Origin of the sequence: Streptococcus infantis, from assembly GCF_047463175.1 — a bacterium.
GTDB classification, from domain to species: Bacteria; Bacillota; Bacilli; order Lactobacillales; family Streptococcaceae; genus Streptococcus; species Streptococcus infantis_AC.
On sequence record NZ_JASHEJ010000005.1, the window covers coordinates 1 to 16639 of the forward strand.

At 41.8% G+C, this 16639-nt stretch carries 6 protein-coding genes; all 6 read right to left on the minus strand.

Annotated elements, in window-relative coordinates; genetic code table 11:
• Positions 1-4036 (minus strand): GEVED domain-containing protein (locus QM859_RS08615; RefSeq protein ID WP_414262789.1); only part of this gene is annotated, 4036 nt, incomplete at its 3' end.
• A gap of 260 nt (positions 4037-4296) precedes the next feature.
• A complete protein-coding gene (gene rpoC / locus QM859_RS08620) occupies positions 4297-7944 on the minus strand; it encodes a DNA-directed RNA polymerase subunit beta' (protein WP_414262790.1) in 3648 nt (1215 codons plus the stop codon).
• Positions 7945-7982: 38 nt separating this feature from the next.
• The gene (gene rpoB / locus QM859_RS08625; protein WP_414262791.1) at positions 7983-11579 is read right to left on the minus strand and encodes a DNA-directed RNA polymerase subunit beta; all 3597 of its coding nucleotides are present in this window, start codon (positions 11577-11579) and stop codon (positions 7983-7985) included.
• A gap of 363 nt (positions 11580-11942) precedes the next feature.
• Positions 11943-13955: a DUF2079 domain-containing protein gene (locus QM859_RS08630; RefSeq protein WP_414262792.1), complete on the minus strand. Its 2013-nt coding sequence runs from the start codon at positions 13953-13955 to the stop codon at positions 11943-11945.
• A 193-nt stretch (positions 13956-14148) separates the two neighbouring features.
• Positions 14149-15003 carry a VOC family protein gene (locus QM859_RS08635; RefSeq protein ID WP_414262793.1) on the minus strand — a complete coding sequence of 285 codons (855 nt, stop codon included), beginning with the start codon at positions 15001-15003 and terminating at the stop codon, positions 14149-14151.
• 130 nt (positions 15004-15133) lie between these two features.
• Complete coding sequence (locus QM859_RS08640) at positions 15134-16636, minus strand: zinc ABC transporter substrate-binding protein AdcA (protein ID WP_414262794.1); 1503 nt, start codon at positions 16634-16636, stop codon at positions 15134-15136.
• Positions 16637-16639: the final 3 nt, after the last annotated feature.

A 16639-nucleotide genomic window follows, 5' to 3' on the forward strand; every position in this document is an offset into this window, starting at 1 on the left:
CTTCAACAGTCTTAGTTGTAGAACCGTCGTCGAATGTTGCTGGAACATCTTCGTTGATTGGAACAGTCTTCTCAACACCGTTAACTTCAACTGTACCACCCTTGAATTCAGGCTTACCTGTTTGAGTTGCACCTTGAATATCTTTTGTTTCTGCTGGTGTTGCGGTTGGTGTTACTCCTACAACTGTTGGTGTGTATGTCGCTGATGCTTTTGTTCCGTTCTTATCTTCGCGGACAACTGTCACTGCTGGTGCAGTTCCTACAAAGTTTGGTTCTGGAACGAATGTTACTGTTCCATCTGCTGCAACTGTAAATTTACCAACACCTTCTACTGTCTTAGTTGTTGATCCATCGTCAAATGTTGCTGGAACATCTTCGTTGATTGGAACAGTCTTCTCAACACCGTTAACTTCAACTGTACCACCCTTGAATTCAGGCTTACCTGTTTGAGTGGCACCTTGAATATCTTTTGTTTCTGCTGGTGTTGCGGTTGGTGTTACTGGTAATACTGTTGGTGTGTAGGTCGCTGAAGCTTTTGTTCCGTTCTTATCTTCGCGGACAACTGTCACAGCTGGTGCTGTTCCTACAAAGTTTGGTTCTGGAACGAATGTTACTGTTCCATCTGCTGCAACTGTAAATTTACCAACACCTTCTACAGTCTTAGTTGTTGATCCATCGTCAAATGTTGCTGGAACGTCTTCGTTGATTTCAACAGTCTTCTCAACGCCATCAACCGTTACAGTTCCACCCTTGAATTCAGGCTTACCTGTTTGAGTTGCACCTTGAATATCTTTTGTTTCTGCTGGTGTTGCGGTTGGTGTTACTCCTACAACTGTTGGTGTGTATGTCGCTGATGCTTTTGTTCCATTCTTATCTTCGCGGACAACTGTTACTGCTGGTGCTGTTCCTACAAAGTTTGGTTCTGGAACGAATGTTACTGTTCCATCTGCTGCAACCGTAAATTTACCAACACCTTCAACAGTCTTAGTTGTTGATCCATCATCAAATGTTGCTGGAACATCTTCGTTGATTGGAACAGTCTTCTCAACACCGTTAACTTCAACTGTACCACCCTTGAATTCAGGCTTACCTGTTTGAGTGGCACCTTGAATATCTTTTGTTTCTGCTGGTGTTGCGGTTGGTGTTACTCCTACAACAGTTGGTGTGTACTTAGCTGTAGCAGTCTTAATGTACTCTTTTTGAATCTGACCGTCTTTATTTCGACCAACTGGCGCTGACAATGTAACTTCCACACCTTTGGCTGTACCAGTAAAGCTTGGTTCTGGAGTGAAGGTTACTTCACCCGTTGAAGGATTGATCGTGTATGTTCCTTCCCCTTCAACTGTTACAGATGGCTCATCAATCGTGCGACCTGTAGCTGGATCTACCAACTTAGCAGGATATTCTGCACTTGGAGTGATTGCAATCTTGTCACCATTTGAGTTAGTCGCAGTTGTGTTAAAGGTCGGTGTTTCTTTTTGAGTTGCACCTTGAATATCTTTAGAAGTCTTGTCAACTCCTTCAATGTCAATCGGTGTTACAGTTGGAACATATTGACCATCCATAGTATTTAATTGGCCATTCACATTAGGTTCGCTGTCTGGGAATTTTGTTGACCAACCAGTATCATAGCCATTATTATCTGAACGACGGATAGAGATACCATCAGCTGTTCCTAGGAAGTTATCTTCTGGGATAAACTCAACGTCTACATCTTTGCCCTTAGCAGTAATCTTGTATTTACCTTGTCCTTGAACGACGTAGTAACCGTCTGCGTCAAGGGTTGCGCGGTTGCCATCTTTGTCAACGATGTATGGTTCTACAGTTTCATCAATCACAGCATTAGAATCACGTTCAAACTTGTGTTCTCCACGTGCTATAAAGGCAACAGTTGCTGATTGTTTCGTACCTTGAGGGCCACTTGTTTCCTTAAATTCTCCTTTTGGTGGGTGGGTAATTTGAGTCTTGAAGTCTTCTACTTCACCTGAGAAGGCCATGCCAGTTGGGCTTTCGATCTCGTTCGCTTTCTTAGCGATACGAATACGAGCACCTAACTCTTTAACGCTTGGGTCGACGTAAGTCTTGCTGTTTGCAAAGGTCAACTCAACAGTGCCATCTTGTGTGATTGTAGCGAGATTTGAGCGTTCATCCTCATCGAATTTCCCATTTTGGTTAAAGTCTACCCAACCATAGATATGTGCTTCTGAAGCTCCATCCGTATGAGCTTGAATTGACATCTTGTAGTTACCTGGTTTGGTACGGTCCATTTGAATCATCTCATTGGTTGTCCCTTTGAGTTCCTCTGGAAGCAATTGGTTAATTCCTTCATCGGCCGTAGTTGAGTTATCATCACCGAACCAGTCTTGAGTAGTGTTTTCATCCATATCTGGGCTCACATTACCAATATACGGTTGATTTACTTTAGCTCCAGTGACACCGTCTACAGTTGCAATGGTATGCATAGCCTTACCATATGACTCAGGAGCGTCCCCTTCATCAATTGGGAAGAATCCTAGCATAGCAGACTGTTTACCACCTGAAGCAATGTAAAGTCCCACTTCAGAGGCACCACGTGTCATCACAATTGGAACAGTATAATTACCTGAAGAAAAGTTTGGTCCAAAGATACCTGTTCCTAGACCACCCGTAACTTTGTCAGGATTTCCGAAATATTTCCAGGCTACTGGTTTCTTTTCTGGCCCAACTTCAGTAGATCTACGAATTTGACCAAGGTTTTGACCATAATTATGTTTAGGTGTAGGTCCCAAAAGATTCTCAGCATCTTGTGGTTCATAAGTTACAGAGGTGGATGGTTTAGTAGTTTTCTTCCATTCTCCAATATGCTTCCAACCTTCTCCGTTGGTAGTGAACATAACAAATTCACCAGGCATAGCAGACTCCCCATCAGCCATAACAATAGCTGGCTTAACTTTCTTTCCACGGAAGGTTGCAGAGATTTCAAACTGAACTCCAATATTCCCACCATTATATGCAGAACCCATGGTAGTCTTCTTGGCTTTCGTATCAATGTTTTCAAATTTAATTTCAGTCCAACGGTTTTGAGCATCAGCGATAACGTCGGCTTCTTTGCCATCATTAAAATTTTTCCTAGCAATTGGTGAAGTAACACCATTTACATAGCCATTTTTTGCATTTGGATCATAGGTCGCTTTTTCGGCTTCTGTAGCCCCTTGATCTTCCATCCGTTTTTTATAGATTTCAGTCGCTTGGAATGGTTTCAAAGATTTGACTCTTACAGTAACTACATAGCCAGGCATGATTTCCTTGGTATAGGTAGCCCCAACTTGAAGAGCCAAGCTCTCTGTTAGCTCATTTGGTTTAGTTTCATTTTTTGCGACCTGGATTATTTTTGCTCCTGTCCAGTTGGCTACATCTCCAAAGTCCAACCAAGAAATTTGGCTAGTCAAAGATTTGGCATCAAGATCTGTTGTAAAACCAGGTTTTTCAACTTTTGGAGTTGAAGTTGCGTCTTCAACGTCATCCCCAATCAAGTTTGGATCATTTGGGTCACCAACAGCACGACGTGTGCGACGTTTCCCAGTGTTTTCTGCTGGAGCTGTTGCAACTTTCTCTTCTTTTGCTGATGCTTCTACGCCTACAGCAGGAACTTCTGTTTTCTGGTCTGCTTGCGCTGGGGCAACAGGTGACACAACTGGAGCCTTTTCTTCAACAGGAGCTGTTGTAGTTGGGGCTGTTTCTGGTGCAGTTACAGGAGCTTCAGCTTTATCAGTTGTTGCTGGAGCTGTTAATTCTGCAGGAACTACAGGAGCTGCATCTGCTTGATAAGTTACTTCTTTAGCAGGTGCTGTTTCTGTAGTTTCAGGAGTTTCTGCCTTGTCAACTTCTGTTGTAGCTACAACTCCTTCAGCTTTTTTATCCTCTACAGCTTCATCCGCACTAACGTTTGCGGCTGTACCAAGCATAACTAATGTTCCGAGTAAGACTGAGCATACTCCAACATTTAGTTTACGAATCGAAAATCGACTGATACGATCGTTAAACAAATCATTTTTCACGATATTACCTCCAATACCCTTGTGGGATTGCATATATTGTTATATTTTATGCGTTGTTTTTAATAATTCTCTAAACAAGCAACGTCTTATTTTAGCACTATTATACTTATTTTTAAAGCTTTTTGCTCACTATTTTGAAAATTAAAAGTAATGTTTTTTTTATTTCAATTTACTATCATTTTTCTAGAAAATATACATAGAATTTTCAGTATCTATACGTTCAAAAAGAGGGATGACCCTCTTTTTGTTTAAGCATTATTTTATTCACTTGTTTCAACAGTCTCAACCTGGGCATCTACTTGCTCTTCTAGTGAATCTGCAAGGAGTGACTCTTCATTGACTGCTTGTGGTTCAAGGTTACGGTAGCGAGCCATACCTGTACCAGCTGGGATAATCTTACCAATGATAACATTTTCCTTGAGACCAAGGAGATGGTCTTTCTTACCACGAATAGCTGCGTCTGTAAGGACACGAGTTGTTTCCTGGAAGGAAGCAGCTGACAAGAAACTATTTGTTTCAAGTGAGGCTTTGGTAATTCCCATAAGGACTGGGCGACCAGTTGCTGGAACACCACCTGCGATAAGAACATCTTTGTTGGCATCTGTAAAGTCGTTGATATCCATGAGAGTACCCATGAGAAGGTCTGTATCCCCTGGATCCATGACACGAACTTTACGGATCATTTGACGAACCATTACCTCGATGTGTTTGTCACCGATTTCTACCCCTTGGCTACGGTATACTTTTTGTACTTCACCGAGGAGGTAAGTTTCAACTGACAAGACATCACGTACAGCAAGGAGACGTTTTGGTTGGATAGAACCTTCTGTAAGAGCTGCACCGCGAGAGATTTGATCTCCAACTTGGACACGCATACGGGCTGTAAATGGTACCACGTATTCGCCTTCTCCAGTTTCGCCTTTAACGAAGACTTTCTTGGTACGAGTTGAAGCATCTTCTTCGATTGCTGTAACTTCCCCTTTGACTTCTGTGATAACCGCTTCCCCTTTAGGATTGCGGGCTTCAAAGATTTCTTGGACACGAGGAAGACCCTGAGTGATATCGGTATTTGAGGCAACCCCACCCGTGTGGAAGGTACGCATTGTAAGCTGTGTACCAGGTTCCCCGATAGATTGGGCAGCAATTGTACCAACTGCTTCACCAACTTCAACCGCATCACCAGTCGCCAAGTTGATACCGTAACAGTGACGGCAGACACCATGACGAGTGTTACATGTAAATACTGAGCGGATGGTTACTTCTTCGACACCGGCATTAACAATTTCACGAGCCTTGTCTTCTGTGATCAATTCATTTGGACCGATGATAACTGCACCAGTTTCTGGATGTTTAACAGTTTTCTTAGTGTAACGACCATTGAGACGTTCTTCGAGAGACTCAATCATCTCTTTACCTTCAGTAATAGAACGGATCAAGAGACCACGGTCAGTTCCACAGTCATCCTCACGAATGATAACGTCTTGGGCAACGTCAACCAAACGACGAGTCAAGTAACCTGAGTCGGCTGTCTTAAGGGCCGTATCGGTCATACCTTTACGGGCACCGTGAGTTGAGAAGAACATTTCGAGTACTGACAAACCTTCACGGAAGTTTGAAAGGATTGGCAATTCCATGATACGTCCGTTCGGAGCAGCCATCAGACCACGCATACCGGCAAGCTGTGAGAAGTTTGAGATGTTACCACGGGCTCCAGAGTCCATCATCATAACGATAGGATTCTTAGGATCCTGGTTGGCAACCAAACGTTTCTCGAGTTTTTCACGGGCAGCACGCCATTCAGCTGTAACAGCATTGTAGCGCTCGTCATCTGTAATCATACCACGACGGAATTGTTTTGTGATTTGTTCTACACGTTTGTGTGATTCTTCGATGATTTCAGCCTTGTCTTCAACGACTGGAATATCAGCGATACCCACTGTCAAACCTGCAAGAGTTGAGTGGTGGTAGCCGAGGTTCTTCATACGGTCAAGTAGGGCAGACGTTTCTGTCGTACGGAAACGTTTGAAGATTTCAGCGATGATATTTCCAAGATTTTTCTTCTTGAATGGCGGGTTGAGTTCAAGTCCATCAATAGCTTCCTTGATATTTCCACCTAATGGCAAGAAGTACTTAGCCGGAACACCTTCTGTCAAGTTAGAGTTTGTTGGCTCTTGCAAGTATGGTAGTCCTTCTGGCATGATATCGTTGAAGAGAATTTTACCAACAGTTGTAAGCAAGATTTTGTGTTTTTGCTCTTCTGTCCATGGTTTGTTAAGGCTATCTGTTGCGATACCAACACGTGAGTGAAGGTGAACATAACCATTACGGTAAGCCATGACAGCTTCGTCACGATCCTTGAAGACCATACCTTCGCCTTCACGACCAGCTTCTTCCATAGTCAAGTAGTAGTTACCCAAAACCATGTCCTGAGATGGAGTAACAACTGGTTTACCATCTTTAGGGTTCAAGATATGCTCAGCAGCAAGCATCAAGATACGAGCTTCTGCTTGGGCTTCTTCTGAAAGAGGTACGTGGATGGCCATTTGGTCACCGTCAAAGTCGGCATTGTAGGCTTCACAGACAAGCGGGTGCAAGCGAAGGGCTTTACCGTCAATCAAGACAGGTTCAAAGGCTTGGATACCCAAACGGTGAAGGGTAGGTGCGCGGTTAAGAAGTACTGGGTGTTCTTTGATCACTTCTTCGAGGATATCCCAGATACGTTCATCTCCACGTTCTACCAAGCGTTTAGCCGCTTTAACGTTTTGAACGATATCGCGCGCAACGATTTCACGCATAACGAATGGTTTAAAGAGCTCAATCGCCATTTCACGTGGCACACCACATTGGTACATCTTAAGAGTTGGACCAACGGCAATAACAGAACGTCCTGAGAAGTCAACACGTTTACCGAGCAAGTTTTGACGGAAGCGTCCTTGTTTCCCTTTGAGCATATGGCTCAATGATTTAAGCGGACGGCTACCTGGTCCTGTAATTGGACGACCACGACGGCCATTGTCAATCAAAGCGTCAACCGCTTCTTGAAGCATACGCTTCTCATTTTGAACGATGATACCTGGCGCGTTCAACTCAAGCAAACGAGCCAAACGATTGTTACGGTTGATAACACGACGGTAAAGGTCGTTCAAGTCAGATGAGGCAAAACGGCCACCATCCAACTGCAACATTGGACGAAGATCTGGTGGAATAACTGGAAGGATGTTAAGAACCATCCATTCAGGCTTGTTTCCAGACTTGTGGAAAGCATCCAAAACATCTAAACGACGGATAGCTTTCACACGTTTTTGTCCAGTAGCTGTTTTCAACTCTTCTTTGAGTTCAGCAATTTCTTTTTCAAGATCTACTTGTTTCAAGAGGTCTTGGATAGCTTCGGCACCCATTTTGGCAACGAATGAACCATGACCAAACTCACGCAAGCGTTCACGGTATTCACGCTCTGTCATGATAGACTTGTGCTCAAGTGGTGTATCTTTTGGATCAATCACCACGTAAGCAGCAAAGTAGATAACTTCCTCGAGGGCACGAGGACTCATGTCAAGGGTCAAGCCCATACGGCTTGGAATCCCCTTGAAATACCAGATATGAGATACAGGAGCTTTTAACTCGATGTGCCCCATACGTTCACGACGAACTTTTGTACGCGTTACTTCAACACCACAACGGTCACAAACAATCCCTCTGTAACGAATGCGTTTGTATTTACCACAAGCACATTCCCAGTCTTTTGTAGGACCAAAGATCACTTCGTCAAAGAGTCCTTCACGTTCTGGTTTCAACGTACGGTAATTGATTGTTTCAGGTTTTTTGACTTCTCCATAAGACCATGAACGGACTTTACTTGGAGAAGCTAGTGTGATTTGCATACTTTTAAAACGATTTACATCAACCACTATTTCTTCCCTTTCTATTATAAGTGAACTGCTTATTCTTATTCAGCAGCTTCTTCTGTTGCTTCCGCTTTTGCATTTTCTTCTGCTTCAAAGGCTGCTTTAGCCTCTTGAGCTGCTCTTTCGCGGGCTTTTTCAAGGTCATCTACGTGGATGACATCTTCGTCCATTCCTTCATCAAGGTCACGAAGTTCCACTTCTTGATTGTCTTCGTCAAGGACACGCATGTCAAGACCAAGAGATTGCAATTCTTTTACAAGAACTCGGAACGATTCTGGAACACCTGGTTTTGGAATTGGTTTTCCTTTTGTAATAGCTTCATAAGCTTTCAAACGTCCGTTGATATCGTCAGACTTGTAAGTCAAGATTTCTTGAAGAACATTTGATGCACCATAGGCTTCAAGCGCCCAAACCTCCATCTCACCGAAACGTTGTCCACCAAACTGAGCTTTACCTCCGAGTGGTTGTTGTGTAACGGTTGAGTATGGTCCGACTGAACGAGCGTGCAATTTATCATCAACCATGTGGTGAAGTTTGATCATGTACATGACACCAACTGACACACGGTTATCAAATGGTTCACCAGTACGTCCATCGTATAGGATAGTCTTAGCGTCGCTATCCATACCTGCTTCTTTGACAGTGTCCCAAAGATCTTCAGAACTTGCTCCGTCAAAGACTGGTGTTGCGATGTGGATGCCAAGAGTACGAGCCGCCATACCAAGGTGAAGTTCCATAACCTGACCGATATTCATACGAGATGGTACCCCAAGTGGGTTCAACATGATATCGACTGGAGTTCCATCCGGAAGGTAAGGCATGTCTTCTACAGGAACGATACGAGAGACAACCCCTTTGTTCCCGTGACGTCCGGCCATCTTATCTCCGACCTTGATCTTACGTTTTTGTGCGATGTATACGCGAACCAGCATGTTGACACCAGATTGCAATTCATCACCGTTTGCACGTGTAAAGATTTTAACATCACGAACGACACCATCGGCACCGTGTGGTACACGAAGGGAAGTATCACGAACTTCGCGAGATTTATCACCGAAGATAGCGTGCAAGAGACGTTCTTCAGCAGAAAGGTCTTTTTCACCCTTAGGTGTGACTTTCCCTACAAGGATATCCCCTTCTTTAACCTCAGCACCGATACGGATAATACCCATTTCGTCGAGGTCTTTAAGGGCATCTTCACCAACGTTTGGAATTTCACGAGTGATTTCTTCAGGCCCAAGCTTTGTATCGCGTGTTTCTGATTCGTATTCTTCGAGGTGAACAGATGTGTAAACATCGTCTTTCACCAAGCGTTCGCTCATGATAACGGCATCCTCGAAGTTGTAACCTTCCCATGTCATGTAGGCAACGATTGGGTTTTGTCCAAGCGCCATTTCACCTTTTTCCATAGAAGGTCCATCTGCGATAAAGTCACCTTTTTCGATGACATCGCCAACTCGAACAAGGGTACGTTGGTTGTAAGCAGTACCTGAGTTTGAACGACGGAATTTTTGGATGTGGTAAACATCAAGAGACCCATCTTCACGGCGAACTTCTACTTTGTCCGCATCCGCATAGGTAACCTTACCACCATGTTGTGCAATAACTGCAGCTCCTGAGTCATGGGCTGCTTGGTATTCCATACCAGTACCAACGAAAGGCGCTTTAGGATCAATCAACGGAACAGCCTGACGTTGCATGTTGGCACCCATGAGGGCACGGTTGGAGTCATCATTTTCCAAGAAAGGAATACATGCTGTCGCAACGGCAACTACCTGCTTAGGAGAAACGTCCATATAGTCAACGCTTGATGCTGGATATTCTTGGTTAACCCCTTGGTGACGTCCCATGACAACTTTTTCAGCAAAAGTTCCATCTGCGTTCAATTTAGAGTTAGCCTGAGCTACTGTGTATTCATCTTCTTCATCGGCAGTCAACCAAACGATTTCGTTAGTTACTTTACCAGTTGCACGGTCAACCTTGCGGTATGGAGTTTGAATGAAGCCATACTTGTTAAGGTGTCCATATGAAGACAAGTTATTGATCAAACCGATGTTTGGTCCTTCAGGGGTCTCAATCGGACACATACGACCATAGTGAGTGTAGTGCACGTCACGTACTTCATATCCAGCGCGGTCACGTGTCAAACCACCAGGCCCTAAGGCAGACAAACGACGTTTGTGAGACAACTCAGAAAGTGGGTTGTGTTGGTCCATGAACTGTGACAATTGTGAAGAACCAAAGAATTCTTTGATCGCCGCAGTCACTGGACGGATGTTAATGATTTGTTGAGGTGTTAATACTTCGTTATCTTGAACAGACATACGTTCACGAACATTACGTTCCATACGTGAAAGTCCAAGACGTACTTGGTTGGCAAGCAATTCACCAACGGCACGAATACGACGGTTTCCGAGGTGATCGATATCATCGATACGACCGATGCCTTCAGCCAAGTTAAGGAAGTAGCTCATTTCAGCAAGGATATCTGCCGGAGTGATAGTGCGAACTTTATCATCTGGGTTTGCATTTCCGATGATTGTTACAACACGGTCTGGATCAGTTGGTGCCACAACCTTGAATTTTTGAAGGACAACTGGTTCTGTCAAAACACCTGAGTCATTTGGAGTGTAGACAATCTTGTTCAAATCACCATCCAAGTGACTTTCGATGCTTTCGATGACATCACGAGTCATAACAGTACCTTTTTCAACCAGGATTTCACCAGTTTCAGGATCCACTAATGGTTCAGCGATTGTTAGGTTGAGCAAACGAGTTTTAATATTTAATTTCTTGTTAATCTTGTAGCGTCCAACAGCTGCCAAGTCATAACGACGTGGGTCGAAGAAACGAGCCACAAGCAAGGTACGTGAACTCTCAGCAGTTTTTGGTTCACCTGGACGAAGACGCTCATAAATTTCTTTCAAAGCTTCGTCTGTACGAGAGTCCATTGGGTTTTTATGGATATCTTTTTCAACAGTGTTGCGAACCAACTCGCTGTCACCAAAGATATCAAAGATTTCGTCATCGCCTGAGAAACCAAGTGCACGAACCAAAGTCGTAAATGGAATTTTACGAGTACGGTCGATACGAGTGTAGGCGATGTCTTTTGAGTCACTTTCCAGTTCCAACCAAGCTCCACGGTTAGGGATAACAGTTGAACCGTAGCCCACTTTACCGTTTTTGTCTACTTTATCATTAAAGTAAACACCTGGAGAACGCACCAACTGTGATACGATAATACGTTCACCACCATTGATGATGAAAGTACCCATCTCAGTCATGATTGGGAAATCACCAAAGAAGACTTCTTGAGTTTTGATTTCGCCAGTTTCTTTGTTAATCAAGCGGAAAGTTACAAAGATTGGTGCTGAATAACTAGCATCATGGATGCGAGCTTCTTCAAGCGTATATTTAGGTTCTTTGATTTCGTAGCCAACAAATTCCAACTCCATTGTTTCTGTGAAGTTTGAAATTGGCAATACATCTTCAAACACTTCCTTCAGACCATGGTCTAGGAAATCTTTAAATGAATCAGTTTGAATTTCAATCAAATTTGGTAAGTCAAGAACTTCTTTGATTCTTGAAAAACTACGACGGGTACGATGTTTCCCGTATTGAACGTCATGTCCTGCCAAGATGATTCTCCTTTGTAAATAAAGTTCCAAGCTTAGTCGCCTAAGCTAATAATTATCGTTTAATGGTTCTAAAACCCCTATCAACTTATCCCCATTGGCTAATTTTTCAGAATCTTTAAATCTCTGTTACAGATGCAAAAAATACCGAAAAAAAGCACAAAAAGAGCAGTTAAATCTGACTTTTTTCAGGAGATTTAACTGCTGTGAGCCTTGTCCGGACAATATTTCAGACAAAACCTACGACAAATGATTACTCATATTATACCCGATTTTCTCTAATTTTTCAAGTCCTTTGAAGGATTTTTCTTGCTTTAGTATAGTTGTGGCTTGTTTTCAGAAAAGGTGATTTTCAGGAGAGATAGATTATTGTGGTTTTTCTAGGATAAAAATTTCATTCGAAGAATAGCCACTTTCCTTGTAACCTAACTGTTCATATTGTTTGACCAGCTCAACATAGAGTTCGCTAGTATCCTTGCTTTTTCTCGGAATAACTACAAAATCAATAGACGAATCCACTTTCTGACCGTTGTGATAGAAAATGTCATATAATTTTTGATGTTTTCTAAGAATTGGTGTGTATGGATGTTCAGCGACAACTGAAGATTCAGACGGCAGACTTTCCAAAGTGTATCGTATATCATCAAAATTTTGTTTGTTTTGATGATAATAACTGATATTGAAGTTCCATTTATGCGTCAACTGGTGTAAGAGTATTCCAGATACAACGATACCTATCGTAACCGTAAGAACAATTAATTTTTCTTGAAGGATCTGATGAATTTGAAGATTCTCTAAAGAGAGTAGAGCCATTAGAAAAAGTAAGGCTGCACTACCATAGCTATATTGAAAACCGATGTCATATTGATATAGCCAATTGGGTAACAAATTAATGACAACAAGTGGTAGAGCCAAAATATAATTTTCCCAGCTACGTTGAAAAAGAGGTAGAAAGCAAAGCGGAGACAACATTAGGAACAAATAGCCCAATCTCTTAGCTGTAAAAATTGTACTAATTACATATTCTGGATGGGTTAATAGATTTTTCAAGACCATGAACAATCCATTTTCACCATCCTGTAGATAAGCGTCAAAACGAGAAACCATACCTCCTTCACCATAAACACTCAAGAGATACATCGCAAACATGAAATAGACAAGTGGTAAGATGAGATCTGCCAATAGAATCCATAATTTCGTCTTTTTTGAAAATACGAAACGTTTTTGTAACAGGAAGTAGGCGCCAATGCTAATAACATAGATAAAAGCATCTTCTTTTACCAATAACAGCAGTAAAGTCGAACCTATAATACCCAGTTTTTGCTCGGAAACAATGAAATAGAATAACCAGAATATCAACGCAGTTAGGAAACAATTCTCATGGAGATGAGTCCCTCCTGCAGTTGTTATAACTGGGAATAAAACAAACCATGCTACTGTCAATATATTTGTTAGTTTAGATAGTTTGAATTTAGTAAGCAATAGTTTTAGAGGAATAACTGCAGAAAAAGCAACTAAAACCTGTAAAATGTCTAACGTCTCTACATATGGGAATAATTTATAGAAGGGAAGCATTAGATAAAAGATTGGTGACACATGTACTCCAAAATGGGAAAGCACTCGGTCTCTCTCCAATGTTGTAATCGGAGTCCAATCTGTATTCATACGCTCAAACATTTGAGAAAAAATACCAATGTCAAAGGTAGTTACTTCAATTGTCTTAACTTTATAGTAGACAACGACACAGAGATACAAAACATAAATAATGCTAAGAGACAAGACTGCCCACCATACTATTTTTTTATGCTTTTCTAAAAACTCCTTTACTGGTAACTGTGCAAAAAGCAAAATCAGTACAGCAGAAACAATCACTGCTAAAACGACTGGCCAAATTAATATATAAAATCTTGTAGTCGTTAAATCAACGGCATGAAAACCAAGCGCCGTATCATTAAAATTAGAATCAACTAGGGTTAACAACCGGGGGAGTGTCCCTACTACCGTAAACAAATATAAAAAAGATAAGGTTTCACCTTTGAACTTAAAAAACACAAAGAGAACCACAGACAAAAGTAGTAAACCTAGCGCCAGGAAAAATGAAATACTTTTATAGACAGCAAAAAATAAGGCTAGGCATGAAATAAGAATATTAATCCTACGAATATTGAGGGATGACTTTATTTCCACTACCCCAATGAATACAGCTGCTATAAGAAAGACCAAGATTTTGTCAAAAACAGGTCCCGAATTTAGACTTAGAAAAAGATCTTGCGGAGCATAGTGCAATAAATTCAGTAAAATAACTATTAAGTATGCGCCGAGACCATACGATAAAAATTGCTTTCGTTTTTCAAAAATATTTCCTAATACTTTTTCCACAGTTATAATCCTCCTAATAATAAGATAATTGTATCATAATCCTCTCTTCCTTTCCATCCCTTTTTAGTATTTTGTGATACTCTCAATATCTTTTCCCATATTATTTCTTTTTCCTAACTTGTCATCTTCAAAAAACCTGAATAAAAAAGAGAGCAATTCAAACTACTGATAAGGTAGACCGAACCACTCTGTTCTAATTTCCAACTCTAACTCGCGTAACGATACCGTCTTTATCAGTCATGCTGAACTCTGCCGAAGAAATCCACTGAGTTACCGCTTCGCTACTTTGAGATTGAGCAATTATTTTTAATAATTCCTCTTTATTCTCAACTTCAACCACATAGTAGGCTAGCCCCACCATTCCATTCTTACGTCGAACTAAGTTTTTGCCACCCCATTCATTGACAGCCAAATGATGATGATAATCCCCCGATGCGATCCAACTAGCATGTGGAATCGTAAATTTATCCTCCAGACCTAGAGACTCTTGATAGATTGTACTCGCTTCTCGGCTATTTTTAACAGATAGGTGAACATGCCCCATGCGAGTCCCACTTGCAATTGCAAAAGGCTCTATACCTCGTCCTAGTTCATAGATAGCTTGGGCAGACAACTCTTCTGTGACCCCAATAATTCGCCCGTCCTCACGAATATCCCATACCGCCACAGGCTTATCTCTATAGAGTTCTAAGCCATTACCCTCCAGGTCTTCTAGATAGATAGCCTCACTATAGCCATGATCCGCACCACCAACTAGTGGAACCTTTAGATCTAACAAGTGTTTAAAAACATTAGCCAAATCTTCACGAGTCGGCAAAAGAAGTGCTATATGATAAAGACCATAACTCTGCTCCGGATTGCTAATGTCAGCTGTCTTAATTAGCCGAACTAGTGGTTTCCCACCGGCACCTAAAAGAACTTGATTTTCCGATTGATTCAAAATCTCCAACCCAAGCAACTGATGATAAAATGCTGTCTGACTTTCTAAGTCCTTGACATTTAAAGCTACTTCAGCCAAATAAATCTTACTATTATATTCGTAAACCATAGAAAACCTCTCTTTATTGTAACTATTTTTATTGCATCTATTGTACTCCCTTCTCAACCAATGTCAATCTAGATGCTCAACGTTGATAAAACAAGAACAATCCTCCCCATGTAGGAAGGATTGTTTGGATTTAATGAGCCAACATTTCTTGAGCAATCTCTTGACCTGATAAGCCATCTGGATAGTAGGTTGGCCAGTTGTCCATCTCTTCAAAGAGGGCTTCTTGGCTAGTGCCTCCAAAGAAGATATGGAAATGCTCTGCCTTGACTGGAGCAATATTGTGGTCGCTAAACTGAACATACTTGAATTGCCCGGCGTCTGCATCAGTCGCTTCAAAGAGGAAGCGTACTCCACGATTCCCTTTCTTATAAGTCAAGATTTTCTTGCCGACATACTTGTAAGTATATTTCTTACTTTGGCCACCTTGGATGAATTCCATAGTATTATCTGTAATATTAATCTTGCTTACATCTGTTTGGTAACCCTTTTGATAGTATGCCTTGTACTCAACCTTGGTCATCTTGCCAGTCAATTTAGCCTTGTAGTCAAAGACTTGGTCAAGAGTCCCATCCTCAAGGAAAGGATAGACAGACTGCCAGTTACCAGCATAATCACTCAGAGTACGGTCCTTAACATCGGCATCCTCAAAGTAGCCATTTTGAACGGTTTTAGTTTCCTCTGCTTTTTCCGGTTCAATTTCTGCTCCTGCCTGATCAGTTGTCTGCTTGAGGGCCTTGAGGTTTTTCTCCATGACAGAGATATAGGTTTCTCCAGCCTTCATGTCCTCTTCTGTCAAACTTTCAAGAGGATTCAGAACATCTAACTTCACTCCTGTTTCTTTTGAGAGGGTATTCGCTAGGGCTTGAGAAGCATTTTCTTCAAAGTAGATATAAGAGATTTTATTTTTCTTGATGTACTCGGTCAATTCTGCCAAACGGCTTGCTGAAGGCTCCGCATCTGGTGAAAGACCTGAGATAGAGACTTGATTAAGTCCGTAGTCTAGAGCTAGATAACGGAAGGCTGCGTGTTGAGTCACAAAACTCTTTTGTTTTGCACTAGAAAGTCCTTCAGTATAGGCCTTGTCCAAGGATTGCAGTTTTTCGATATAGGCTGCTGCATTTTGTTCAAAAGTCGCCTTCTTATCTGGATAGTCAGCTGAAAGACTATCACGGATGTGTTCTACAAGCTTAATCGCACGCGCAGGAGACAGCCATACATGAGGGTCATACTCGTGATGATGACCTTCTTCACCATGGTCATGGTCTTCCTCTTCTTCATTTCCTGGAAGGAGTAGCATATCTCCAGTCGCCTTGATTGTTTTTACTTTTTTCGCATCTAGAGATTCTAAAAGCTTAGGAACCCAAGTTTCCATATTTTCATTCTCATAAACAAAGGCATCAGCATCTTGGATTTTAGCGACTGCCTTAGGTGATGGTTCATATTCATGTGGCTCTGTTCCAGCCCCGATTAAAAGTTCGACATTGGCTGTATCCCCTGCTACTTGCTTGGTAAATTCGTAGACAGGGTAGAAAGTTGTCACGATATTTAATTTCCCGTCTGCTTGTTTTTGATTAGAGCAAGCGACTAAGAATAAGGTCACAAGACTTGCCAAAAGTAGGCTTAGTTTTTTCATGTA

Bases quoted from the DNA above. Each gene is read 5' to 3' on its own strand.
- QM859_RS08635 (WP_414262793.1), bottom strand. From the start codon at position 15,003: ATGGTTTACGAATATAATAGTAAGATTTATTTGGCTGAAGTAGCTTTA.
- QM859_RS08640 (WP_414262794.1), bottom strand. From the start codon at position 16,636: ATGAAAAAACTAAGCCTACTTTTGGCAAGTCTTGTGACCTTATTCTTA.